Annotated in this window: 24 protein-coding genes, 2 tRNA genes and 1 pseudogene; 24 read left to right on the top strand and 3 right to left on the bottom strand. The window is 37.1% G+C overall.

Features of this window, described 5'->3' with window-relative positions:
* The first annotated feature begins 125 nt into the window (after nucleotides 1–125).
* The 13 genes from BUB05_RS12420 to BUB05_RS12360 all read left to right on the top strand — a co-directional run bounded on the left by BUB05_RS12420 (nucleotide 126) and on the right by BUB05_RS12360 (nucleotide 12,381).
* Nucleotides 126–1,820 (top strand): M3 family oligoendopeptidase, encoded by a 1,695-nt coding sequence (locus BUB05_RS12420; protein WP_073049937.1) that lies wholly within the window; start codon nucleotides 126–128, stop codon nucleotides 1,818–1,820.
* A gap of 59 nt (nucleotides 1,821–1,879) precedes the next feature.
* Nucleotides 1,880–3,094 (top strand): BaiN/RdsA family NAD(P)/FAD-dependent oxidoreductase, encoded by a 1,215-nt coding sequence (locus BUB05_RS12415; RefSeq protein ID WP_094762912.1) that lies wholly within the window; start codon nucleotides 1,880–1,882, stop codon nucleotides 3,092–3,094.
* Nucleotides 3,095–3,149: 55 nt separating this feature from the next.
* Nucleotides 3,150–3,755: a TetR/AcrR family transcriptional regulator gene (locus BUB05_RS12410; RefSeq protein ID WP_073049936.1), complete on the top strand. Its 606-nt coding sequence runs from the start codon at nucleotides 3,150–3,152 to the stop codon at nucleotides 3,753–3,755.
* Between the two features lie 123 nt (nucleotides 3,756–3,878).
* A complete protein-coding gene (locus BUB05_RS12405) occupies nucleotides 3,879–4,763 on the top strand; it encodes a DMT family transporter (RefSeq protein WP_073049935.1) in 885 nt (294 codons plus the stop codon).
* 320 nt (nucleotides 4,764–5,083) lie between these two features.
* The gene (glmS, locus tag BUB05_RS12400) at nucleotides 5,084–6,874 is read left to right on the top strand and encodes a glutamine--fructose-6-phosphate transaminase (isomerizing) (protein ID WP_073049934.1); all 1,791 of its coding nucleotides are present in this window, start codon (nucleotides 5,084–5,086) and stop codon (nucleotides 6,872–6,874) included.
* Nucleotides 6,875–6,989: 115 nt separating this feature from the next.
* Nucleotides 6,990–7,607: a hypothetical protein gene (locus BUB05_RS12395; protein WP_073049933.1), complete on the top strand. Its 618-nt coding sequence runs from the start codon at nucleotides 6,990–6,992 to the stop codon at nucleotides 7,605–7,607.
* Nucleotides 7,608–7,681: 74 nt separating this feature from the next.
* Nucleotides 7,682–7,768: transfer RNA gene (locus BUB05_RS12390), tRNA-Leu, on the top strand.
* A gap of 241 nt (nucleotides 7,769–8,009) precedes the next feature.
* On the top strand, nucleotides 8,010–8,540 hold the full coding sequence (locus BUB05_RS12385; protein WP_073049932.1) for a GNAT family N-acetyltransferase: 531 nt from the start codon (nucleotides 8,010–8,012) through the stop codon (nucleotides 8,538–8,540).
* A gap of 53 nt (nucleotides 8,541–8,593) precedes the next feature.
* Nucleotides 8,594–8,680, top strand: a tRNA-Leu gene (locus BUB05_RS12380).
* 267 nt (nucleotides 8,681–8,947) lie between these two features.
* Complete coding sequence (locus BUB05_RS12375) at nucleotides 8,948–9,733, top strand: GNAT family N-acetyltransferase (RefSeq protein WP_073049931.1); 786 nt, start codon at nucleotides 8,948–8,950, stop codon at nucleotides 9,731–9,733.
* Nucleotides 9,734–10,083: 350 nt separating this feature from the next.
* Nucleotides 10,084–10,947 (top strand): class II fructose-1,6-bisphosphate aldolase, encoded by an 864-nt coding sequence (gene fba, locus BUB05_RS12370; RefSeq protein ID WP_073049930.1) that lies wholly within the window; start codon nucleotides 10,084–10,086, stop codon nucleotides 10,945–10,947.
* Nucleotides 10,948–11,100: 153 nt separating this feature from the next.
* A complete protein-coding gene (locus BUB05_RS12365; protein WP_073049929.1) occupies nucleotides 11,101–11,616 on the top strand; it encodes an HD domain-containing protein in 516 nt (171 codons plus the stop codon).
* A gap of 84 nt (nucleotides 11,617–11,700) precedes the next feature.
* On the top strand, nucleotides 11,701–12,381 hold the full coding sequence (locus BUB05_RS12360; protein WP_073049928.1) for a DUF554 domain-containing protein: 681 nt from the start codon (nucleotides 11,701–11,703) through the stop codon (nucleotides 12,379–12,381).
* A gap of 81 nt (nucleotides 12,382–12,462) precedes the next feature.
* Here the strand turns inward: BUB05_RS12360 and proC are convergent, their stop codons facing one another.
* From proC to BUB05_RS19015, 3 genes are all read right to left on the bottom strand, one after another.
* On the bottom strand, nucleotides 12,463–13,275 hold the full coding sequence (proC, locus tag BUB05_RS12355) for a pyrroline-5-carboxylate reductase (RefSeq protein WP_073049927.1): 813 nt from the start codon (nucleotides 13,273–13,275) through the stop codon (nucleotides 12,463–12,465).
* 103 nt (nucleotides 13,276–13,378) lie between these two features.
* Entirely contained in the window at nucleotides 13,379–13,696 is a 318-nt protein-coding gene (locus BUB05_RS12350; protein WP_073049926.1) for a TetR/AcrR family transcriptional regulator C-terminal domain-containing protein, read from the bottom strand.
* Between the two features lie 20 nt (nucleotides 13,697–13,716).
* Nucleotides 13,717–13,998, bottom strand: a complete 282-nt coding sequence (locus BUB05_RS19015; RefSeq protein ID WP_073049925.1) for a TetR/AcrR family transcriptional regulator — start codon at nucleotides 13,996–13,998, stop codon at nucleotides 13,717–13,719.
* Nucleotides 13,999–14,013: 15 nt separating this feature from the next.
* On the opposite strand from BUB05_RS19015, the gene BUB05_RS12340 reads away from it, so the two are divergent.
* The 11 genes and pseudogenes from BUB05_RS12340 to BUB05_RS12290 form a co-directional block, all read left to right on the top strand.
* Nucleotides 14,014–15,426 (top strand): sodium:solute symporter family protein, encoded by a 1,413-nt coding sequence (locus tag BUB05_RS12340; RefSeq protein ID WP_073049924.1) that lies wholly within the window; start codon nucleotides 14,014–14,016, stop codon nucleotides 15,424–15,426.
* A pseudogene (locus BUB05_RS12335) lies at nucleotides 15,407–16,600 on the top strand (M24 family metallopeptidase). The gene BUB05_RS12340 and the pseudogene BUB05_RS12335 overlap by 20 nt, the downstream one beginning before the upstream one ends.
* Nucleotides 16,601–16,727: 127 nt before the next feature.
* Nucleotides 16,728–18,398 (top strand): glutamine--tRNA ligase/YqeY domain fusion protein, encoded by a 1,671-nt coding sequence (locus BUB05_RS12330; RefSeq protein WP_073049923.1) that lies wholly within the window; start codon nucleotides 16,728–16,730, stop codon nucleotides 18,396–18,398.
* A gap of 103 nt (nucleotides 18,399–18,501) precedes the next feature.
* Nucleotides 18,502–19,665: a class I SAM-dependent methyltransferase gene (locus tag BUB05_RS12325; RefSeq protein ID WP_073049922.1), complete on the top strand. Its 1,164-nt coding sequence runs from the start codon at nucleotides 18,502–18,504 to the stop codon at nucleotides 19,663–19,665.
* On the top strand, nucleotides 19,655–21,046 hold the full coding sequence (locus tag BUB05_RS12320) for a sigma-54 interaction domain-containing protein (protein ID WP_073049921.1): 1,392 nt from the start codon (nucleotides 19,655–19,657) through the stop codon (nucleotides 21,044–21,046). The genes BUB05_RS12325 and BUB05_RS12320 overlap by 11 nt, the downstream gene beginning before the upstream one ends.
* Nucleotides 21,047–21,299: 253 nt before the next feature.
* On the top strand, nucleotides 21,300–21,605 hold the full coding sequence (locus BUB05_RS18705; protein WP_073049920.1) for a (2Fe-2S)-binding protein: 306 nt from the start codon (nucleotides 21,300–21,302) through the stop codon (nucleotides 21,603–21,605).
* Nucleotides 21,602–22,699, top strand: a complete 1,098-nt coding sequence (locus tag BUB05_RS12310; protein WP_073049919.1) for an NAD(P)/FAD-dependent oxidoreductase — start codon at nucleotides 21,602–21,604, stop codon at nucleotides 22,697–22,699. The genes BUB05_RS18705 and BUB05_RS12310 overlap by 4 nt, the downstream gene beginning before the upstream one ends.
* Nucleotides 22,692–23,183, top strand: a complete 492-nt coding sequence (locus BUB05_RS12305) for a 4Fe-4S dicluster domain-containing protein (protein ID WP_073049918.1) — start codon at nucleotides 22,692–22,694, stop codon at nucleotides 23,181–23,183. The genes BUB05_RS12310 and BUB05_RS12305 overlap by 8 nt, the downstream gene beginning before the upstream one ends.
* Complete coding sequence (locus BUB05_RS12300) at nucleotides 23,180–23,464, top strand: (2Fe-2S)-binding protein (RefSeq protein ID WP_342747111.1); 285 nt, start codon at nucleotides 23,180–23,182, stop codon at nucleotides 23,462–23,464. Before BUB05_RS12305 ends, BUB05_RS12300 begins: the two co-directional genes overlap by 4 nt.
* Nucleotides 23,457–24,608: an NAD(P)/FAD-dependent oxidoreductase gene (locus BUB05_RS12295; RefSeq protein ID WP_073049977.1), complete on the top strand. Its 1,152-nt coding sequence runs from the start codon at nucleotides 23,457–23,459 to the stop codon at nucleotides 24,606–24,608. Before BUB05_RS12300 ends, BUB05_RS12295 begins: the two co-directional genes overlap by 8 nt.
* A 49-nt stretch (nucleotides 24,609–24,657) precedes the next feature.
* A partial coding sequence (locus BUB05_RS12290; protein ID WP_073049917.1) for a 4Fe-4S binding protein occupies nucleotides 24,658–24,964 on the top strand: 307 nt, incomplete at its 3' end.

Genomic DNA, 24,964 nt, shown 5'->3' with positions numbered 1-24,964 from the left:
TTAAATTTAAATTGGACAGAAATTTAATTTGTATTTATTATTGACTGATATTAAAATAAAAAGTATAGATATGACAGACAGTGTGTTTTGCACTGTAAAACGAGTGATTACGAGGATGGTGAAATATGAAATTCAATGAGTATAAATACGAAAGAATAGATATGGAAAAGTTCGAGGTTGAATTCAACAGACATTTAAAGAACTTTAAAGAAGCCGTTGATTTTGAATCTCAGGACAACGCAATGAGTGAAATAAACAGAATGAGGAATAACTTCGATACAATGGCGACTATTGTAAGCGTGAGGCATTCAATAGATACCAATGATGAGTTTTATGACAAGGAGAATGAATACTATGACAATGTAGTACCTGTTTATCAGGGTATGATAAGCGATTACTACAAAATTCTTGTGAATTCAAAATTCAGGAAGAAGCTTGAAGAAAAGTGGGGGAAATTCCTTTTTGAAATTGCAGAACTCCAGCTGAAAACATTTGACCCGGTAATAATAGAAGACCTTCAGGAGGAAAACAAGCTCACAAGCAGATATGGAAAACTCCTTGCTTCTGCTAAAATAGAATTTGACGGCAAGATAAATAATCTGTCTCAAATGACTCCATACACACAGTCAAAGGACAGGGCCACACGTAAGGAAGCTAGTCTGGCTGTAACTAGATTTTTCGAGGACAATGAAAGCGAGTTTGATGAGATATATGACAAGCTTGTTCAAATCAGACATGGAATTGCACTGAAGCTTGGTTATGACAACTTCGTGAAACTGGGATACTACAGGCTGGGAAGGAGTGAATATGGCCCACAGGAAGTTAAGGTGTTCAGGGATCAGGTGGAAAAAAATCTTGTTCCCATAACAATTGACTTGAGAAAAAGACAGGCAGAAAGACTTGGCCTTGACAGTCTGAAGTATTATGATGAAAGTCTTGAATTCAATTCGGGCAATGCCGTTCCTAAAGGCGACAGGGATTGGATGGTGAACCATGCGAAAACAATGTATGCCGAGTTGTCGGATGAAACTAAGGAGTTTTTCCAGTTGATGGTGGATGATGGTTTGATGGACCTTGACAGTAAACCGGGAAAGAGAGCCGGAGGATATTGCACGTTTATTCCGGATTATCAGTCTCCGTTCATATTTGCCAATTTTAACGGAACATCACACGACATAGATGTATTGACCCATGAAGCAGGTCATGCTTTCCAGACATATTCAAGCAGGAACTTCAAGGTCCCCGAATATATCTGGCCGACCCTCGAAGCCTGTGAAATACATTCAATGTCGATGGAATTCATAACATGGCCTTGGATGAACCTTTTCTTTGAAGACGATGAAATGAAGTACAAGTTCAGTCATTTGGCTTCAGGAGTTCTCTTCATACCATATGGCGTGCTTGTTGATGAATTCCAGCATTTTATATATGAAAATCCGGAAGCAACTCCTGACGAAAGAAAATCCATGTGGAGGGAAATAGAAAAGAAATATCTTCCAACCAAGGATTATGAAGACAATGAATTCTTTGAAAGGGGAGGATATTGGTTTAGACAGGGACATATTTTCAATGATCCATTCTATTACATAGACTACACGTTAGCTCAGATTTGTGCATATCAGTTTTGGATAAGATTCAACGAGGACAGGGAAAGTGCCTGGATTGATTATCATAAGCTTTGCAAGGCGGGAGGCAGTAGCCCGTTTCTTGAATTGGTAAAATATGCAAACCTGAAGAGTCCCTTTGAAGAAGATACAATAAACTATGTCAGCGGTCCTATTGGAGAATGGCTTGACAAGGTTGATGATAAAAAACTTTAACAGATGGAAGAAATCGGACTGTCCAAAGGGGCAGTTTGATTTATAATAATGGAGAAAAAATGATATATGATGTAATTATTGTCGGGGGAGGTCCGGCGGGACTTTTTGCGGCTGCCAATATTGATAAAAAATACAAGACGGTTCTACTGGAAGGCAACAAGAGGGTTGGAGTCAAGTTTCTTATGACTGGAGCCGGTCAATGCAATATAACAAATGCTGAGAATATTAAAAAGTTTCCTTCAAGGTATAATAATCCTGGTTTCGTCAGGAAAATATTGTATGAATTCAACAATATCATGCTGATGGAATATTTTGAAAAGAACGGATTGAAACTTGCTGTTAGAGAAGATAACAAGGTTTTTCCTGCCGACTACAAGGCTTCAACTGTTGTAGAATTTTTTGTCGGAGAAATCAAAAAAAGAAACCATGAGATTAAGTTGAATGAGAAAGTAGCGGAAATCAAATATATTGAAACTGCAGAAATGTTCAATGTCAAAACGGGGAACAACAATTATTCCGCCAGGAAACTTATACTTGCCGGAGGAGGCAAATCCTATCCGGCAACCGGTTCAGACGGCAGCTTGTTTAGCATATTAAAAAATATCGGAGTAACAGTCAGTGAGCCAAGGCCTGCCTTGACTTCGGTTCGTGTTGAAGACTATTCTTTTAAAGAATTGTCGGGTGTTGCAATCAAGAATGTCAATATAACAATTTCAGGCCCTGATAAAAAGAAGATCAAAAAAACAGGGGATATATTATTTACCCATAAAGATATTTCGGGTCCCGTAATATTGAATAATTCCCGGTATATGGATAAAGGTGATGAAATTGTTGTTGATTTCATTGCTGGTGATACCATGGATTTTTTAGAAAAAAAGATAAGGGAAGCAGCTTCCGGTGCACCTAAAAAAGCGGTTAAATCTGTCCTGGAAGAAAATATTGATCTTCCAAATAGATTGATAGAAAGGCTTATCGATGCATCGGAATTTGATCCGATGAAAAAAATATCTGAAGTGTCAAAGAAAGAAATAAGAAGATTCATTACCAACTGCAAGGAATATAGATTCAAGATAAATTCTTTCAGCGGATTTGAAAGTGCAATGGTTACCAGTGGTGGAGTAAGCGTTGATGAAATTGAACCCAAAAACATGTCCTGGGTGAGGAACAAAAACCTTCATTTCATAGGTGAAATGGTAGATATTGATGGCGAGACCGGAGGGTATAATCTCCAATTTGCTTTTTCAACAGCAAAAAAAACAATTATCGGTTTATGATTTGACTTATTAGTGAATTCATGATAAAATTAAATAAAAAAGAATGGTGGTTCAAATGCCTCAAGTATTAAAAGAAGAAGTGAGAAACAGTATTTTAAACGCAGCCGTAAAAATTTTCAGAGAAAAGGATTATAACAAATCTTCAATGAATGCAATTGCAGTAGAAGCGGGAATTTCTGTTGGTAATATTTACAGATATTTCAAGAACAAGGAAGAATTGTTTGATGTTATAGTCAAGGACCTGGCTGAAAAGATCATGTCTGTAATGGACAGATGCAAATGTGGAGAGTCAATTGATGACGTATTTATATTACTTAAAGAATGCATAAGTGATTTCATAGATCTTTATTCAACAAATGAAGACGTATTTATTATCTTGATTAAGGCTACAGATCAGGTTAAGACAAAATACAATGTAGAGAAGGCAATGACAGAGTACATGTCCAAAAGTCTGAACGAAATTGCAAAGAATTTCTGTAGGAAAAACGACATGACCGATGAGGATTTGGAGAATCTATGCATGACCCTTTCTACATCCCTCACAAAAGGTGTTAATTACATAATTTTGTCTAATGGTGGTGTAGAAGACATGAAGAGAAGACTTTTCAATTATCTTGATTTTATGAGGATCGGATTTATTGAAAATGTAAAATTACATTAAAAGTGCTTCGGCACTTTTTTTTTGCCATTAAAAAATATTAATTTGCTGTCATAACTTTTTATTTGTATTGACAATTTGGGCATATGATGTAGAATAACCGTATATCATTAAGGCAGGTGAATAATGAAGAAATTAACATCAAAACAAGCCGATCTGACTATGTTGATCGTTGCTTTAATATGGGGAAGTGGATTTGTAGTCACTAAAAATTCTCTTGATACTCTTTCGGCGATGCAGATAATGTTTTACCGGTTTTTAACTGCAGGAATAATATCTTCAGTATTTTTCAGGAAAAGACTTAAAGGTATGAATAAAAGAGATATGGTGTCAGGGTCGATAATGGGTTTCTTTCTTGCTACGGGCTTTGTGTTTCAAACTGTAGGGCTGATCTATACATCGGCAGCCAATAATGCATTTTTGACAAGCACTTCGGTGGTAATGGTTCCCTTTGTATATTGGATAACCATTAGGATGAAACCTAAAACAAACAATATAATTGCTGCATTCATGATGCTAATTGGCATATTTTTACTGACATTTGATTTTGAGCATTTTGGAGATTTCAGCAAGGGAGATTTCCTGACTATTCTTGGAGCAGTGTTTTTTGCGTTCCATATTGTGTCTACAGGAAAATTTGTTGAGAACAAGGATCCCATTGTACTGAGCACGGTGCAAATAGTTTTTTCAACTGCTTATTTTGGAGTTATACTATTGTTCGATAAATCTTCAATGCCTGTAAGTATGGCCAATATAGGCGGATCTGTATACCTGGGTGTAATGAGCACCTTCGTTTGTTTTGCATTGCAGACAACTGCTCAGAAATTTACATCGGCATCCCATGCTGCAATCATTCTGAGTCTCGAATCTGTATTTGGAAGCATTTTGGCCATACTGTTCTTGAAGGAAGGATATAATTGCATCATGTTGATAGGCTTTGTAGTGATTTTCATGTCGGTATTGATTGCTGAAGTTGGAGACAAATACATAGGTATAAAAAAAGTCGTTTAATAAAATATTAACAAAACATACAAAACAGAGATTTACATAAGTAGGTCTCTGTTGTATTATATATTAGTATGAAAGGAGGATGTGGATTGGACAACGAGTCCCATGTCCGATCAATCTATTGTTGAAACGATTAAGCGCCTGAACTTGAATGGGACCGGAAATGCATTCAAGTTGACGAGGATGGGGAGTATCGAAAATTCGGCGGATGCCCCACGGTAGACAGGATTGCCGCAGGTATTTTCAAAACTCAAAAGTGATTTTGAGGACAAAGAAAATATTCATCCTGAAATTCGAACCATGACAATTGAAAGGAGAAAACTATGTGCGGAATAGTTGGATACATCGGACGCGAAGACGTAAAGGAAACAATACTTTCAGGGCTTGAAAAACTTGAATACAGAGGTTACGACTCTGCAGGTATTGCTATTTTGAATGGAGACGGTATACATATTTACAAGGATAAGGGAAGAATTACCAATCTGAGGGAAGTAGTGGATTTTAGCCAGATGGGAACGTTGGGCATAGGACATACCAGGTGGGCTACACATGGTATACCCAACAGGGTCAATTCCCATCCGCATCAAAGCTCTTCAGAGAGATTTACACTGGTGCACAATGGTATAATAGAAAACGAAAGCATCCTAAAAAAGGAGTATCTTCAGGATACGAAATTTACAAGTGATACGGATACTGAAGTCATAGTACAGCTTATTCAGAAGTTTACTGACAAGGACGGGGATGTTCCTCTTGCAATAAGACATACCCTTTCGCTTCTTAAAGGATCCTATGCGCTGGCCATAATAGACAGTGAAAACCCTGACGTGATTTATGCTGCCAAAAACAAATCGCCTCTTCTTATTGGAAAAGGTGAGGATTTCAATCTCATAGCAAGCGACGCAATGGCCATGATAAACCATACAAATGAATTCTATGAATTGCAGGACAAGGAATTTGTAATATTGGGAAGAGACGAAGTTTCGATATACAATTTGTACGGCATCAAGCTTGACAGAGAGACCTTTAAAGGTGAGATTGATGCATCGGATATAGAAAAGGGTACATATCCCCATTACATGCTGAAGGAAATCGATGAACAGCCATTTGTTTTAAGAAGGATCATAGCGAACTATCAGGATGAGAATGGAAAGCTTGCTGTATCGTCGGAAATAGTAAATGCTGTTAAAGAAGCGGACAGACTGTATATAGTAGCATGTGGCACAAGCTATAATGCTGGTCTGGTCGGGAAAAGCCTTCTTGAAAACATTTCAAAAAAACCTACCGAGGTTCATATATCGAGCGAGTTTGTTTACAATACGCCTATTCTAAGTGAGAAACCACTGTTTATATTCATATCACAAAGTGGTGAGACCGCTGACAGCAGGGCGGTGTTGGTTAAGATTAAAGAAATGGGATATCCTTCAATAGCCATAACAAATGTAAAAGGAGCGACTCTTTACAGGGAAACAGACTACCAGATGCTGCTTCATGCCGGACCTGAGATTGCAGTTGCATCCACCAAGGCGTATACGGCTCAGATAGCGGTTCTTTCAATATTGGCATGTACAATAGAGGATGATTGCAGTTTCGACATGCTCAATGAGCTTTCAAGAGCTGCAAGTGTTATGGAAGGACTATGCGATAACAAGGAGCTTTACGAGAACCTTGCGAAGGAGTACCTTATTGAATCCAGGAACTGTTTCTATATTGGAAGGCATGTTGATTATTATACTTGTCTGGAAGCGGCACTTAAGCTGAAGGAAATATCGTATATCCAGGCTGAAGGTTTTGCTGCAGGAGAATTGAAACATGGTACAATCGCCCTGATAGAAGACAATACGCCTGTAGTTGCCATAATAACACAGGAAAAGATTAATCTAAACACTAGAAGCAATATCAAGGAAGTGAAGGCAAGGGGAGCGGCTGTAATCGCCATCTCTATGAGAAGACTCAGTGCTGAAACAGACCAGATAATAATTGATGATGTACATGAAAAGCTTACACCACTGGTATCTGCAATACCTGCACAGTTATTGGCTTATTATGCCGCGCTATACAGAGATTGCGATATCGACAAGCCAAGGAATCTGGCTAAATCTGTAACAGTTGAATAGAATTAAAGAAAAACACGGAAATGATTGATGTCGTTCCCGTGTTTTTTTAGTTGTAGCAATTTCACTGGTATTGTATTAAAATATGAATGAATACGTTTTTTTCAGGAGGAGAACAGTGAATCTAGAAAAATTAAAGGAAGCGGAAGAGATATTCTTTTCAAGATATCCGAAAGGATTTGAAGAAGAGGAAATGAAGAAGATTGCCGAGAAGCATAAAATAAGCAAAATGAAGGATATGGCGAGAGAAATGTTTGCTGAAGATAGATTCTTGGATATAGATGCTGTAATGGAAGACTTGATTAAAATTGTATCTAGATCATCTCTGGTATCGGTTTTTGAAAAGGCAAGATTTAAGGATTATGGGAAAGCTCTCCAAGAACCGGATAAAAGTCAACTGGTGGAAGGTCTTTATGAAACAATACATGGAGATATGGAAAAGGGTTTTGATTTGATGATAGATGTCCTTGAAAAGGCAAAACTTGCAAAATGGCCTATTATAACAATATGTCCTCTGTATTATAATCCTGATGAAGAGGTTTTTATCAAGCCTACAACAGTAAAGAAGATCATTGCATATTATGAACTTGAAGACATAATATACAAGCCAAGGCCATCATATGAATTCTATTCGAAATATAAAAAATATTTCAAGGAAATGAGAAGGGAAGTTGATATAAAGGCCGGTTGCGACAATGCTTCATTTTCTGGATTTTTAATGATGTCAGTCGAATAGAAATTATTCAATAAAAATTAAATTTGTCCTTGCGTTACATACCGCTTTGTGCTATTATCTTAATTACGGGTTACGCCGAAGTGGTGGAACTGGCAGACGCGCTGGACTCAAAATCCAGTGAGGTAACACTCGTGTGGGTTCGAGTCCCACCTTCGGCACCAAAACAAAACACCGTAATAAAGCACCTTGAAGAATCGACTTCAAGGTGCTTTTGCGTTTTTGAAGATGCTCGTGTATAATACAAGAAAGCGGCTTTGCCGCGTTAACCGCGTAAGCGGTTATTAAGACGCGAAGGAAAGTTTCATTGAACGCATAATACCAATAGTTCAAGGGATTATGCATTTTTGACTTTCCTGAGCTGTAAGAATGAACTAAAAATATCAAATATGAAGGGGAGTCGTTATGAAAACAATTGAAACTGAAAGATTGATTTTAAGACAATGGAAAATTTCTGATCTTGAAGACTTTTTCGAATATGCTCAGAACGAACTGGTCGGACCTAATGCCGGGTGGAAGCCTCACAGCAGTATTAACAAAAGCAGGGAGATTATTAAATCTTTTATTAATGGTGAAGAAGTTTATGCCATAGAATTAAAGAAGACGAAAAAGGTTATCGGAAGCATAGGAATTCATGAAAGATGTCCTGATCCTAAAAATAGAGATCTGAAGCAAAGGGAAATAGGATATGTATTGAATCCTGATTATTGGGGAAATGGATATGTGCCTGAAGCAGTAGATTATCTGGTTGAATATTGCTTCAAGGAAATGGGGCTGGATATTGTCTGGAGCGGTCATTTTGACTTTAACAAGAATTCACAAAAAGTTAGTGAAAAATGTGGATTTGAATATAGATTCAGTAAAGAAGAGATTCTTAAGGGACTTGATAATAAAAAGGTTACAACATTATATTATTCAAAAGTTAAAAATAAGTAAAATTATACTTGCACTGGTTGAAACTTTGTGCTATTATCTTAATTACGGGTCGCGCCGAAGTGGTGGAACTGGCAGACGCGCTGGACTCAAAATCCAGTGAGGTAACACTCGTGTGGGTTCGAGTCCCACCTTCGGCACCAGTGTAAGAGCACTTTCAAGCATTAAGTTTGGAAGTGCTTTTTTATTTACATGACGTTTAAGATAATTTCGGTTTTTGCAAATTATCATTAGCTAGAATTTCAAATAATTCGAAGGAAGGAAAGCAGCTCTGCTGCGTTATCGACATAGTCGATATTTAACCACGAAGGAAAGTGTCCTGAGAATTTTAATATATTTTTAAGAAGGTGTATAATAGTAGTAAGCGGACAGTATCGACTGAAAATCATTTCAAATTGTTGGAGGTTAATATGAAAATCATGGATTTGAAGACTGAATATAATAATACTTACTTCAATTGTCTGGAAGACTGGAGCGAAGAAATGAAGGATGCAGGTAATCATAAGTCCCTGTGGTATGAAAAGATGAAAGATAAGGGGCTTAGGGTCAAACTGGCAGTTGATGATGAGGGCAGGGCCTGCGGGATGATTCAATACGTTCCTTCTGAATACTCTTTCATAGGGAAAGAAGGTTTCTATATGATTATGTGCATTTGGGTGCATGGGTATGATGAAGGTGTAGGCAATCGACAGAAAAAGGGAATTGGCACTATGCTGATAGAAGCCGCAGAAAAGGACTGCAGGGAAATGGGTGTGAAGGCTCTTCTGGCGTGGGGTGTTTCCGTGCCGTTTTTCATGAAGGCTTCATGGTTCAAGAAACATGGCTACAGGAAAATCGACAAGGACAGTATAAGGGTATTGCTTTGGAAACCTTTTGTTGAAGGTATAGAACCGCCGGTTTTAATCAAGATGAGAAAAAAACCTGAACTTGTTGAAGGAAAAGTCAAAATAGATGCCTTTGTAAACGGCTGGTGTCCTGCGCAGAATATTGTTTTTGAAAGAACCAGGAAAGCTGTTGAGGAGTTTAAGGATAGTGTCATAGTGGAAATCTATGACACGACCGATATTGACGTTTACAGGGAATGGGGAATACTGGACGGTGTATATGTAGACGGCAAGACTATTCAAAAGGGACCGCCGCCGAGTTATGAGAAAATACACAAAATAATAAAGAAGAAAGTCGAAAAACTGAAATAGATTGATGTTGAATGAAATTTTACTCAAATATAAACTTTGTCTATAGAAAAAAAGAAATATTTCTGCTATAATTATAGGGGAAACGAGAATAATTATTTAAGGTGCTGAAGAATGATATTAATTACTGGAATTGTAGCAGTGATTTTATTAATAGTCTTAACGGGAGCACTTGTCAATAAAAGATGAGTAGATTTGACGCATCCTTTTTTTTTGCAGCTTAAGAGAGTTTAAAATGCATAATCCCTTGAAGCATTGGTATTATGCGGTTAAAGTAGCGAAGCTGCTTTCTTGAAATAAAATGATTGTGCAATATCCGGTTTGATATAACAAAATTATCTGGAGGTATTATTATGTTGGTATCAGCTAAACAAATGATGGCAGATGCAGTAAAAGGGAAGTATGCAGTTGGGGCATTCAATATTAACAATCTTGAGTGGACAAAAGCAATACTATTGACAGCACAGGAAAATAATTCGCCTGTAATGCTTGGAGTATCAGAAGGCGCGGGAAAATACATGGGCGGCTTTAAAACTGTTGTAGGAATGGTTAAGGGTATGATAGAAGAGTTGAATATTACAGTACCTGTTTCCGTACACCTTGATCATGGTTCTTATGAAGGTGCAAAGAAAGCTATGGAAGCTGGATTTACCTCTGTAATGTTTGACGGTTCTAAATATGGAATAGATGAAAATGTTGAGAAGACAAAAGAAATAATTGCCATTGCCGAAGCTCAAGGAATAACTGTTGAAGCTGAAGTTGGTGCAATAGGCGGTGAAGAAGATGGTGTTGTTGGAACGGGAGAAATGGCAGATCCACAGGAATGTAAAATGATTGCAGATCTTGGAGTTACAATGCTTGCAGCGGGAATTGGCAACATCCACGGTAAGTATCCTGCCAACTGGACTGGTTTGAATTTTGACATATTGGCAAAAATCAAGGAACTCACTGGCGATATGCCTCTTGTGCTTCACGGTGGTACAGGAATACCTGTAGATATGATCAAGGAAGCCATCTCACTGGGAGTTGCAAAAATCAATGTGAATACCGAGTGCCAGCTGTCATTTACAGCGGCTGTAAGGAAATATATTGAAGATGGCAAGGACCTTGAAGGAAAGGGATATGATCCGAGAAAACTTCTGGCGCCTGGATTTGAAGCGATCAAAGCTACAGTTAAGGAAAAGATGGAGATATTCGGCTCTATAGACAAAGCTTAAACATTAAATTTTTCTGAATCAAGAAAGCGGCTTAGCCGCGTCAATTGCACAAGTATTTATTAAGCTATATAAAAACGCGAATGAAGCCTTAATCCATATGATTAAGGCTTCAAACAAATCTAATCATATAAAGATATTGTGACGGGTGATAATGTGGAAAGAATCAAGTATGTAATGGAATATTTGAACAAGCATCTTACTATGTTGAATGATATGGGTTTTGTTTTTGATGACGGAAGTTTTGATGAAATGATTCATTCTTATGGTGTTGCATATTTCTGTGCTTCTGCAGCTTACTCAAAAGGACTGGACCCGGAACTTGGTTATATAATCGGGCTGCTCCATGACGTTGGAAGGATAATAAATGATGACTATACAAAAGCCCATGGTCCTTCGGGAGCTATTTTAGTGGAAGGGTTTCTAGAGGATACAGGCCTATTTGACAGTGAAGAGATAGAAATCGTTTGCAGAAGCATCTCGAAACATTCAAAAAAAGGAAAGAACCACGGCCCTTATGATGAAATACTTAAGGATGCAGATTTGATAGAAAGACTTTTCTTTATGGGTGATATAAAAGCACCGGGCACTGCTAAGAGGAAAAGGATAGATCAGCAGCTTGAAAGATACGGTCTTGAAGTGATTGAAAAAAATAATGAATTCAAAGTTTAACATTTGAATATTTGTGTTATAATGATTTGCATGACTGCTGCAATGGCGGTTTGATTTTAAATTCTACTTAGCGAGGACATAATTATGTTGGGAACAATCGTAAATGCAGTAGCAATAATTTTTGGAAGTCTTACAGGATACTTTTTCAAGAATCTGATACCTGATAGATTCAGTGAAAGCATAATGAAATCAATCAGTTTGGCTATAGTGCTCATAGGCGTAAAGATGGCCACGGGAACAGAGAATATACTCTTGGTTATCTGCAGTATGGTAATAGGAACATTGATTGGAGAGATGGCTGATATAGAGTCGAAGCTTGAAGGAGCAGGAGAAATGCTTCAAAACAGGATAAGCGGAGACAGTAATATAAGCCAGGGATTTGTAACTTCATCACTTATGTATTGTGTAGGATCAATGGCTATTATAGGAGCAATTGAAGGAGGTCTCCTTGGCAAGCATGACGTATTGTTTGCCAAGTCGCTTTTGGATGGAATCATATCAATTGCAATGACTGCATCACTCGGAATAGGTGTAATATTTTCAAGTGCAGCTGTATTCCTGTATCAGGGATCCATAGTTCTTCTTGCCGGGTCTTTGAAAGATGTATTGACGGATGTTGTCATAAATGAAATGTCTGCCGTAGGAGGTTTGTTGATTATGGGACTTGGTTTCAATGTTTTTATTAGGGACAGGCTGAAAGTTGGGAACATGTTGCCGGCATTGTTTATACCACTTATATATTTTTCAGTGATTTCTCTCTTTTAACATTGGGATTAAGATATGCTGCAATCAAAAAGGAGCTGTTTAAGAACGGCTCCTTCTAATTTATGAAAATGAAACATTTGATTATCTTTTTAAATTTTTTGCTTTTTTATAGCAAGCCAACATTGATTCTATGAGAGCGCTTCTGAAGCCTCTGTCTTCAAGAACCTTGATGGCCTCTATTGTAGTTCCTCCAGGGGAACAAACGGAATCCTTAAGTTCGCCCGGATGTACATCAAGTTCTTTTACCATTTTCGCTGCACCCATTACAGCCTGGGCAGCAAGGTTGTAGGACATTTTCCTTGGAAGACCGGTAAGTACTCCTGCGTCACCCATGGCTTCAATCATTATATATACGTATGCAGGTGAACTTGCTGAGATAGACACAAGTGTATCCATGTGTTCTTCTTCGTCAAGTTCCTGGACTTCACCAAATCCTTTGAATATGATTTCAATTTCTTTCTTTTCTTCATCAGTAAAAACATTTCTAGCATAATATATTCCTGTCATCCCTTCTCCAACCAGGGAAGGAATATTGGGCATTGCCCTTACTACCTTCAAATTTTCTATTTCAGCGTGCTCTCTGCATTCCTCAATGGAATAACCTGGTGCAAGACTTATTATCACATGTCTTTCGGGATCAATTACATCCTTGATTTCATTGAATACTTTCGCATAGTGTTGGGATTTGATTGAAAAAAATATGTATTTACATTTCTTAACAAGGTCAACATTGTTTTTTGCACATTTAACCATCAAGTCCAAGCTTAGCTTTTCTTTCGATTCATTAGATTTTGAATTTACATATATCCTATCAAGTTCAAATTTATTTTTTGCCATACCGGTAATTATGGCTTTAGTAACATTTCCTGCTCCTATAAAACCTATCTTGTTCATAATACTCTCCATATTGATATTTTATTTAAATATAATATCAAATGTATAAATATTTGTAAATGATTTAAAAACCAAATCTTCTTGATTATATTTGCATTTAATATTATGGTTGACTTACATCTTTTCTGAAGGAGGATAGAAATATTTTATAAAACTTTGCACCATCATCTATCAAATTAAACTTACCGTCATTCAAACACCATTCATAAAAAGTGCCTCTAATGGTTCTGAATATCATTTTAGTCAATTCTGCTGAAGATATATCATTTCGGAATTCTCCTTTGTCTTGTCCTTTTTTAATTATTTCATTAATTGTCACATAGAGGGGGCGGCTTTCATCTATAATGAATGTTTTTTCCTTTTTATATGATAATTGAGTACTGTATATGATGTACAAAATATCATAACCAACTTCTTCCATAAAATATTCAAGCAAATTAATTAAAAATTCATAGAGTATATCATAAGAATTAGTTTTTTTATTTTATTAAATATTTCTTCGTAATAGATATCGAATTTTTTGAATTCTTCAATTATTATTTGATCTTTTGATTTGAAATGAGTATAAAAAGATCCCTTTACAGTACCTGCTTTTTTAGTGATATCATTAACTGTGACGTTGTTGTAGCCTTCTGAGTTAAACAATTCTATGGCACAGTTAAATATGTTATTTTTTGTTTCCTGAGCTTTTATTTGACGTTGTGTCAGTTTTATTGTATTCATAGAGGAGAAAAGATTATGGAAATTACGAATAATCCCAAATTATTAATTTACCTGGTTTTGTATAGTGTAGTGATGGTGGCAATGGGCATAAGATATTCAAAAAAAATTACAAACAGTGAAGATTTTATTCTAGCTGGTAAAGGATTGGGTCCGTTTATTCTGATGGGTACATTGATTGCCACTTGGTGTGGAAGTGGCACAGTTACTGGGGGACCTAATTCGCTATCATATAGTTACGGGCTGATTCCTGGACTGATGTTCGCAATCCCTTCTATTATAGGAATAGTAATAATCTATAAAATTGCTCCAAAGGTTAGAGCTAGAGGGAAATATACAGTTTCAGAGATTCTGGAAGAGAAATATGGACCTTTTGCGAGAGGGTTGGCTTCCATAATAATTATTCTAGCTTTCATAGGAATAGTATCATATCAGTACAAAGGATTCGGTTTTATTTTGAATGTAACTACGGGAATATCAGTGGAACTAGGAACTATCATTGGTGCAGTATTGATCATATTCTTAGCATCAATAGGAGGATTGATGTCAGTAGCTCCAACTGATGCCTTGAGTTCGTTTCTCATGTTGATAGGACTGGAACTGGTTGTGCCGGCGATAATTGCCTTCGGTGGAGGTTGGGAGCATATATCAGCATCTGTACCTGCCGAGAACAATACGGTAACTGGTTCTCTCTCTTTTCTTCAGCTGATAGGTTTTTATCTTCCATTGCTGGTTTTGCTTTTAAGCGATCAGAACATGTATCAGAGACTAGCTTCTTCAAAGGAAGATAAATCTGCAAAAATAGGTATGATAGGTTGGTTCATTGGTGTATTGATAATTATGCCAAGTGTTGCAGTAATTGCTTATGTCGCTAAATCAATTTTCCCGGATATTGCACCAGGTATGGCCTTGATATCAACTACTGTAGTATTGCCAAATGTTATAGGCGGAATACTATTGGCATCAGCATTCATTATAACTACGGGTAATTCTTATCTGCTATCTGCTGCAACAAATGTAACGTATGATGTTTATGGGAAATTTATTAATCCTAATGCAACAGACAGGGAAAAGTTGATGTTCATTAAGACATTTGTAGTGCTTTTAGGTGTAATAGCCTTTGTGATGATTAGATTTTTCCCAAGCATACTATCTCTTCAAATGTATGCATATACCGTGTATGGAGCTAGTTTGTGTCCTGCAGTACTTGCAGTCTTCTTCTGGGAAAATGTCACAAAACAGGGCGGAATATTATCCATGCTGACTGGCGTTGCTACTACTTTGATTTGGGAAATTCCTATGGCAAGACCATACAACCTGAACAGTGTCATAGTCTCGCTTCCGTTAGCAGTTATTGTTCTGATAATAGTGAGTTTGGTAACTAAAGACAGCAATATAATAAAAATGAAAAATGAAAGCGCATGTAAATAGAAAATTTATGGAGGAAACTATGAATACAGGAAAAAGAATGAAAGAGTTAAGAGATTTCATGGAGAATGAGGGAATAGATTTATGCATCATAACAAATCCTCTAAGTCAGTACTATATATCTGGGTTTAAAGCTCTTATGTACTCAAGACCGATTGTTCTAATCGTTTCAAGAGATAAAAAAAGCCTAATAATTCCATGTCTTGAAGAAAATCACGCTAAAGATGAAGCGGACGTAGATAATCTATATGTATATTATGAACATCCCGAAAAAGCATATGAAAAGAAAAATTTCCTTGCATTGTTTGACGATGTACTTTTGGATTACAATATGAACAATTCCATAGGAATAGAATTCAATTCAATTAATTTGGAAATGACTAATTTATTGAAATCAAAAGGATTCGGATTAAAATATATAGGCAAAAAAATCCAAAGGATGAGATTCATTAAAGATGAAAATGAGATTGAATATCTTGTTAGATCAGGAGAACTCGTCAGCTATGCATTAGCTAAATCCTTTGAGAAAGCACAGGAAGGTATAAGTGAGCTTGAGTTTGATTCATATGGAACAAAAAAACTTTACGAGCAAATATCCATCAAATACCCAAATGCCACAGCTTCTGAATTATTGGTCATGTCTCCATCTGGAATTTATAGAACTAATATGCCGCATGTGTTTTCAAATACAAGGAAATTTCAGAGAAATGATATAGTTATTCATAGTCGACAGGCAGGAATATACGATTATCATGCAGAATGTGAAAGGACGTTTTTTATTGGTGAACCATCTGATGATCAAAGAAAAATATTCAATGTCATGGTTGAGGCTTAGCAGGTATGTATGGATTTTATAAAACCTGGATTGAAAATGAGTGAAGTTGATTCTGTTGCCAGAAAAATTGTTCAGGATGCAGGTTATGGAGATTATTTCATACATCGAGCAGGACATGCTATAGGACTGGCTTTTCATGAAGAATCATATATCAGATTTGACTCTGATGTGATTATTAAGGAAAATATGGTGTTTTCAATTGAACCTGGTATATATGTTCCGGGCATAGGAGGGTTTAGACATTCAGATACAGTAATAATAAATAAGAGTGGCGCTGATGTTATAACCGACTATCCAAGAAAGATTGAACCAAGGCTTAATCAACTGAACAATCTTTCTTAAGGAACTCTCTTTAAATTCAGAATTATTCACAATTTCAATTTAATACTTTTTAATACTTTCTAAAATTGATTTAATGGCATAAATATGCTAATATATCTCTATCGATTGAAATGATTAGGAGGTTCTTATGACCGAAATAAACAGCGAAAGTTCGAATTTTATACAGAAAATAATTGATAATGATAATAAAGAAGGTATTTATGACAATAGAGTGCATACAAGATTTCCCCCTGAACCAAATGGCTATCTGCATATAGGACACGCTAAGTCAATATGTTTGAATTACAGCCTGGCAATGAACAACAAGGGAATCTTTAACCTTAGATTTGACGATACAAATCCTGTGAAGGAAGACGACAAGTATATTAAAGCCATAATCGAGGATGTTAAGTGGCTGTGTCCGGAATGGAATGGCGAGGTGTTCTATGCATCCAACTATTTCGAGACAATGTATGAATGTGCTGAAGAATTGATCGAAAAAGGTCTTGCTTATGTGGATGACCTTACTTCGGATGAAATGAGGGAATACAGGGGAACCCTCACTGAGCCTGGAAAGGAAAGTCCGTACAGGGACAGGTCCGTAGATGTGAATCTTGAACTTTTCAGGAATATGAGAAATGGCGAGTATAAGGATGGCGAGAAGGCTTTGAGGGCCAAGATAGATATGGCTAGTCCAAACCTCAACATGAGAGATCCTGTTATTTATAGAATATTGAGGGCATATCATCACAATACGGGAGATTCATGGTGCATTTATCCAATGTATGACTTCGCTCATCCTATCCAGGATGCTGTTGAGAGAATTACCCACTCAATATGCACATTGGAATTTGAGGATCATAGACCTCTATACGACTGGGTTCTGGCAAATATTGACAGATTCAAGGTTCAGGCTCCTAAACAGATTGAATTTGCAAAGCTATTTCTATCAAAGACTATGATGGGTAAGAGATACCTTAAGCAATTGGTTGATGAGAACTATGTAGACGGATGGGATGATCCCAGGATGCCGACAATTTCAGGATACAGAAGACGCGGATACACTTCGGAATCAATAAGAAAATTTTGTGATGACATAGGAGTTTCGAAAGCTCAAAGTGTTGTTGATATTTCAATGCTTGAGCATTCCATAAGGGAAGATTTGAGGATGAAGGCTCCAAGGACCATGGCTGTCTTGGACCCGTTAAAGATTGTTATTACAAACTATCCGGAGGGAGAAGTAGAATACCTTGATGCAGATGTCAATCCGGAAAATCCTGAAATGGGCAAGAGAAGCATACCTTTCAGTCGTGAAATATATGTTGAGAGAGAAGATTTCATGGAAGTGCCACCAAAAAAATTCTTCAGATTGTTTCCAGGAAATGAAGTAAGGCTTAGACACGCATATTTTGTAAAGTGCAATGAAGTGGTTAAGGATGAGAATGGTGAAGTAGTCGAGCTTAGATGTACCTATGATCCGGAAACAAAAAGTGGCAGCGGGTTTACTGAGAGAAAGGTAAAGGGAACTCTTCATTGGGTTTCAGCTAACTATGCACTTGATGCTGAAGTGAGACTTTATGACTACATGATGGAGGATGAGGATTTTGACAAAACAAATTTCCTTGAAAAGCTCAATCCTATGTCAAAGGTGACACTTGAAAACTGTAAAATTGAACCAAATATGTCTGAAGCGTTAACAGGAGACAGGTTCCAGTTTTTGCGACATGGATATTTCATAATCGACAAGAACACAGAGGAAAGTGAAAAGATTGTATTCAACAGGATAGTTTCCCTGAAAAGTTCTTGGAAGAAAAAGTGAGCTTAAAACCAATAATACAATAGGCCGGCTTGACAGCAATAAAGCCTAGCTAGAGGATAATAATATGGCCGTCATTTATATGACGGCCTTTTAAGGAGTTGTAATGGAGCTGAATCAATTTATCGAAGATATTATTAGGGGTAATTCTCTTGTCAATATGGTTGTTTCGAATTACAGAAGAAAACAAAATGAATGTAAAAGGATAAATATTAAACCTGTAACAATAAAGGATGAATATTTACTTCAATTTGAATCGATTGTAAGCAATAAGGCCTTTCATGAAAATCTTGAAGCAGATGAGGCCATCGAAAAGCTCACAAAAACCTTGACTGAAGATTTCAAGAATATATTTATTAGAACAGAATTCCATGAATATCAATGCATGGTTTCGAAAAAAGGTAAACTGACTTGCAAAAAAAGGGATGCGGGAAAAGTATGTCTGGACCTTTCGCATAACAGAAAAAAAGAATATATAATTCCTGACAATGAAAAATGTGATTTCCTGATGGAACTCGGAGTTATGGATGAAAACGGAAAGGTTTACAAGAAAAAATATGATAAATTCAGACAGATAAACAAATTCCTCGAAATTGTTGATGGGACTATTGATGGTGAAAAATTTGAAGAAAAATTAAGAATAGTGGATTTTGGGTGCGGAAAGGCATATTTGACATTTGGGTTATACTATTATTTCAACAATATATTGAAGAAAGATGTTGAAATAATAGGCCTGGACTTGAAGGATGATGTTATTGACTTCTGCAATAAAACCAGTAAGAACATAGGCTATGAAAAGCTTGAATTCATTAAAGGGGATATATCTGATTTTAATGCTCAAAGCAATATAGACATGATAGTAACACTCCATGCATGCAACAATGCAACTGATGCAGCCCTTGTGAAAGCAGTGAAATGGGATGTTGATTATATTCTTTCAGTACCATGTTGCCAGCATGAATTTTTCAGCAAGATAGAGAATGATAGCCTTTTACCCATGATTGAACATGGACTTATAAAGGAAAGGCTGTCATCACTGGTAACGGATACTTTGCGGACGTTGTACCTGAACAATGAAGGGTATGAAGTCAAACTTGTTGAATTTGTAGCTATGGAACATACTCCCAAGAATATAATGATTAAGGGAATAAAAAAAGGACAAGATGTAATTACTGCAAAGATGAAGTACAATGAGTTTAAGAAGTTCTGGAATCTGGATGATCTCTTTATCGAAAAATATCATAATGAGGAAATAGGTAATGACTATTAAATTCAACGATGAAAACAAAGAAGTGTTTGAATATATACTTGATAATATCCCAGATGCTATAACTGTTGTCGATACAGATTTAAACACCGTATTTTTTAACAAGACTTCTGAAGAGTATTTTGATGTAAAGAAAGAAGATATTATTGGGAAGGATTTAAGGGATGTTTTTCCCAGTTCGCTGCTTCCGAAAGTTATTGAAAGTGAAAAGTCTTTTTTTGATATTTACAATAGCCCAAGAGAGAAAACTTATACGATAATAAGTGCTATTCCTTTGTACGACAAGGAAGGTAATTTAATCGGAGGCCTTTCAAGAGATCGCGACATAACTGAATATGTTAAATTGAGCGATGTACTTTCTAAAACACAAAACAGCTTGGCGGAACTTGAAAAGGAACTGTCAGCGACTGTAAATATGGAATCATATTTTTCAAACATAATAAGCAATAATGCTGAATTTATCAAAAGGATAAATTTATGCAAGAATATATCAAGGACACCTATGAATATATTGCTGAACGGTGAAAGTGGTACTGGTAAAGAGCTCTTTTCAAAAGCTGTACACTATGAAAGTGGAAGAAAAGGTAATTTTGTAGCAGTAAACTGTTCTGCAATACCTGAAGAGTTGTTTGAAAGTGAACTTTTTGGTTATGAGGGAGGAGCCTTTACCGGTGCAAATAAAAAAGGCAAGCCTGGGAAGTTTGAAGAGGCCAACAATGGAACATTGTTTCTTGATGAGATAGGAGACATGCCTGTTTCCTTGCAACCGAAGATACTAAGGATCCTTGAAGATGGATATGTGACCAGAATAGGGAGCAACAAAAAAATAGAAATAGATGTAAGGATCGTATCGGCTACAAACAAGAATTTGAAGGAAGCTGTAAATGACGGAAGCTTCAGGAAGGACTTGTACTATAGGCTTAATACATTCCAGATAGGATTGATTCCACTGAGGGAAAGAAAAGAAGATATTGTCCTTTTGGCAAACAAGTTCCTGCAACAGATATGCATGGAAAACAGAATGAATATCATTGAAATACCCAATGAAATATTAGCAATATTCAAAAGACACAGTTGGGAAGGTAATGTTAGGGAACTAAGGAATATAATGCAGCGATGTGTCCTTCTTGCAAAGGAAAGCAATAATGAAAAGATCCTTGTTGAATTTTTGCCGGATTATTTGCAGGAGATTAATATCGAGGAAGAGATTTCCATTGATTATGATTCATTTTCTGAGGGAATTGAAGACTACCTGGAGAAAATCGAAAAGGAAATAATCAGCAAGACTCTTGCCAGATTCAATTACAACAAGAAAAAAACAGCAGAGCATCTTAGAATGCCAAGGAGTAATTTGTATTACAAAATTGAAAAATACGGACTGTAGATTTTAAATAATCCAACAAAAGTGACGAAAAACTGACTGCGATGTCGAAAACCAGACATGGATTGACGGAAAAATAACAAAAAAAATACGGGAATGAGCCACAAAAATTGTGGTTTGTTCTCTTTTTTTATACATTTTTTTCTTTTTTTATAAAATTATTTGTTGGCACGCAAATTGCATTAATATAAGTCAGATATTAATCATGAATGTATGTCATAGATATTAGTCATGAACATTAATTGAGGAGGGAACTATGAGAATTGAAGAGCATCCTGTCTTAAAGTTTGAGAGAGGGAAAAAAATCGAATTCACATTCAATGGTGAAAAAATGGAAGGCTATGAAGGGGAAACAGTAGCCGCCGCGTTACATGCATCTAATGTAAAGGTTTTGGGGGAAAGTATTTTCAAGCACAGACCTAGAGGCTTCTATTGCGCCATAGGAAATTGTTCATCTTGTCTTATGGTTGTAAACGGAAAATCCAATGTAAAGACCTGTGTTACTCAGCTTGAAGAGGGAATGATAGTTGAAACACAAAGAGGCAAAGGAGGATTGGAATGAAAACTACAGAAATAGCAATTGTAGGAGGGGGTCCTGCGGGACTTTGTGCAGCTATAAGCGCAGCTTCTTCCGGAGCAAAGGTGACGGTTATTGAAAGGAACAGCAATCTTGGAGGACAGCTTGTAAAGCAGACTCACATGTTCTTTGGATCTGAAAAGCAATATGCATCCACCAGAGGAATAGATATACCGGAAATACTTTTCAAAAAATTGGAAGAATACAAGGAAAATATTGAAATTATCAATAATACAAATGTAGTAGGATTGTATGAAGACGGAATGATAACTCTTATGGAGGATGAATCTAAATATTATAAAATCAAACCTGAAGCGGTAATAGTTGCAACCGGCGCTTCTGAAAAATTCCTTTCATTCAAGAATAACGATCTTCCGGGAATATATGGTGCCGGGGCAGTACAGACATTGATGAATGTTTATGGTGTCAGACCTGGAGACAAGGTCCTTATGGTTGGAGCAGGCAACATAGGGTTGATAGTAAGTTATCAGCTGATGCAGGCTGGAGTGAAGGTTGAAGCTGTCATTGATGCGGCTCCAAAAATCGGTGGATATCATGTACATGCTTCAAAAATCAGAAGAATGGGAATACCAATCTTGACAAGACATACAGTTGTTGAAGCCAAGGGTGAAGAATATCTTGAAAAAGCAGTCATCTGTGAACTTGATGAAAAATGGAATCCCATAGAAGGTACAGAAAAAGAGCTTGATGTGGATGTAATGTGTATATCCGTTGGCCTGGCACCCCTGAATGAACTTCTTTCCATGGTTGGATGTGAAATGAAGTATGTACCCAGCTTAAGCGGATTTGTTCCAATGAGATACGACAACTATGAAACTACTGTAGAAAACATTTTCACGGCAGGAGACAGCAGCGGAGTAGAAGAAGCAAGTGCGGCAATGGTTGAGGGATACCTGGCAGGTTTATGTACAGCCAAAAAAGTAGGCAAGGTGCATGAAAATTATGATGAATTGTTAAATGATTACAAGAGTCAGCTTAACAGCTTGAGGTCCGGACCGGTAGGAAAGCATATTAGGGATGGAATAGATCAAATCGAAAGGAGACGCGACAATGCTTGAAGTTAACGGATTAGCAACTGAAGAACAAATTTTGAAGGTATTTCCTTCAATTGAAACCATAAACAAGGGACCTGTAGCAGTTATTGAATGTTTTCAGAAGATTCCCTGCAATCCATGTACAACATCATGCAAATTCAATGCAATAGACATGGGAGATGATATTAACAATTTGCCACAGGTTTCATCCGAAAATTGCGTAGGATGTGGAGTGTGTCTTGGTAAATGTCCAGGACTAGCCATAATGCTGGTAGATGGATCAAAATCGGAAGATTATCTTCACATGAGTATTCCTTATGAAATGATGCCTGTTCCTGTCAAGGACAGCATTGTTAAGGGTCTTGACAGAGAAGGAAATTATCTTGGAGATGTAAGGGTTGTAAAAGTGCTCAATTCCAAGTCACTTGACAGGACCTTGGTTGTAACTCTTGAAGTACCTAGGGATTTGCTTTATAAATTCAGAAATATAGAAGTGGAGGTAGAATGATGAAGGACGAAAATGTAATTGTTTGCAGATGCTCTGATGTAACCATGAAGGAACTTAGAGATTTGATAGATGAAGGGTACCACACTTTTGAAGAAATAAAAAGGATCACTAGAATAGGAATGGGACCATGTCAGGGAAAAACCTGTGGACAGATTGTTTTAAGGGAACTGTCAAAGGCCACAGGAAAGCCTGTTTCAGAGTTGAAATTCCAGACAAACAGACCGCCGATTGTTGGCGTAAAACTAAACTTGATTGCAAAGGAGGCCCGTCATGATGACTAGAATTGCTGATGTAGTAATAATCGGAGCAGGTATTTCAGGTTGTTCAATAGCATACCATCTTGCTGAAAAAGGTGTTAAGAATATAGTGGTTATAGATAAAGGGTATATTGCAAGCGGTTCTACAGGAAGATGTGGAGCCGGAGTAAGGATGCAGTGGGGAACAGAAATGAATTGCAGACTTGCCAAGCAAAGTATAGAATTTTATGAAAATGCAAATGAAATACTTGAATACGACAGGGATGTAAGCTTTTATCAGGGTGGATATCTTCTCCTTGCTTCCACGGACAAGGAAATGGAGCAGTTTGAAAAAAATGTTGAGCTTCAGAATTCACTTGATATTCCGTCAAGAATCGTATCTATAGAGGAAGCGAAAGAAATAGTTCCTCATCTGAATACTGATGATATCAAAGGTGCTGCCTTCTGTCAAAAAGACGGGTTCCTTGATCCTTTCCTGACTACCGATGCTTTTTACAAGGCTGCTAAAAAAAGAGGTGTCGAATTTATGACATATACTGAAGTTACCGGTATAAAGAGAGAAGGACATAAGGTAACTGAAGTAATGACAACTAAAGGAAATATACGAACAAATACAGTTGTAAACGCTGCAGGAGGTTATTCAAAAAACATATGTGACATGGTGGGAATTGACCTGCCTGTATATTCGGAAAGGCATCAGATTCTTGTCACAGAGCCGATAGAGCATGTACAGGGACCAATGGTCATGTCGTTCTCCAAAAATATATATTGCCAGCAGAATCCTGCAAAAGGAACATTCATAATGGGCAGGGGAGATGACACCGAACCTAGAGACTTGAGGATAACTTCAAGTTGGGAGTTCCTGGAAGAAATGGCAAAAACTGTTACAGCTACGCTTCCTCCTGTTGGAAATCTTAGAGTAGTAAGACAATGGTCAGGTCTTTACAATATGACTCCGGACAAGCAGCCGATTTACGGACTTGAAGAAGGCCTTGATAATTTCTATATGGCAGTTGGATTCAGCGGTCACGGCTTCATGTTTGGACCTCTGACTGGAATAGTTATTTCGGAAATGATAACAAAATCCGAACCGACTGTGGATGTGAGCCTTTTGGGCATCGACAGATTTGAAAAGGGCAATTTAATACTTGAGCCATCAGTGGTTTAATGATATACTATTTTTGAAATGGTGTTTCAATAAGGAGTGGAGGTGTCCAATGAGAAGACTCATAAAAGACGAATCAAAATGCATAGGATGCGGAGCATGCGTAGAAAAATGCTCGTCGGCATACTTCAAGGAAAACAACGAGAATAAATCTAGAATAAGAGTGGAAAAATTTGAAGACAGAAACTGGAACCGACTAACAATATGCACCCAGTGCGGAGTTTGTGCGGAGATCTGCCCTACAATGGCCCTTGTGAAGGACATCAAGGGAGTGGTAAGGCTTAACAAGAAGGACTGCGTGGGATGCTACATGTGCGTGGGATTCTGCCCGGAGGAAGCAATGTTCCAGCACGATGACC

It is taken from the genome of Dethiosulfatibacter aminovorans DSM 17477 (genome assembly GCF_900142005.1).
In the GTDB taxonomy this organism is placed as follows: Bacteria; Bacillota; Clostridia; order Tissierellales; family Dethiosulfatibacteraceae; genus Dethiosulfatibacter; species Dethiosulfatibacter aminovorans.
This window is presented reverse-complemented; position numbering and strand designations above follow the sequence as displayed.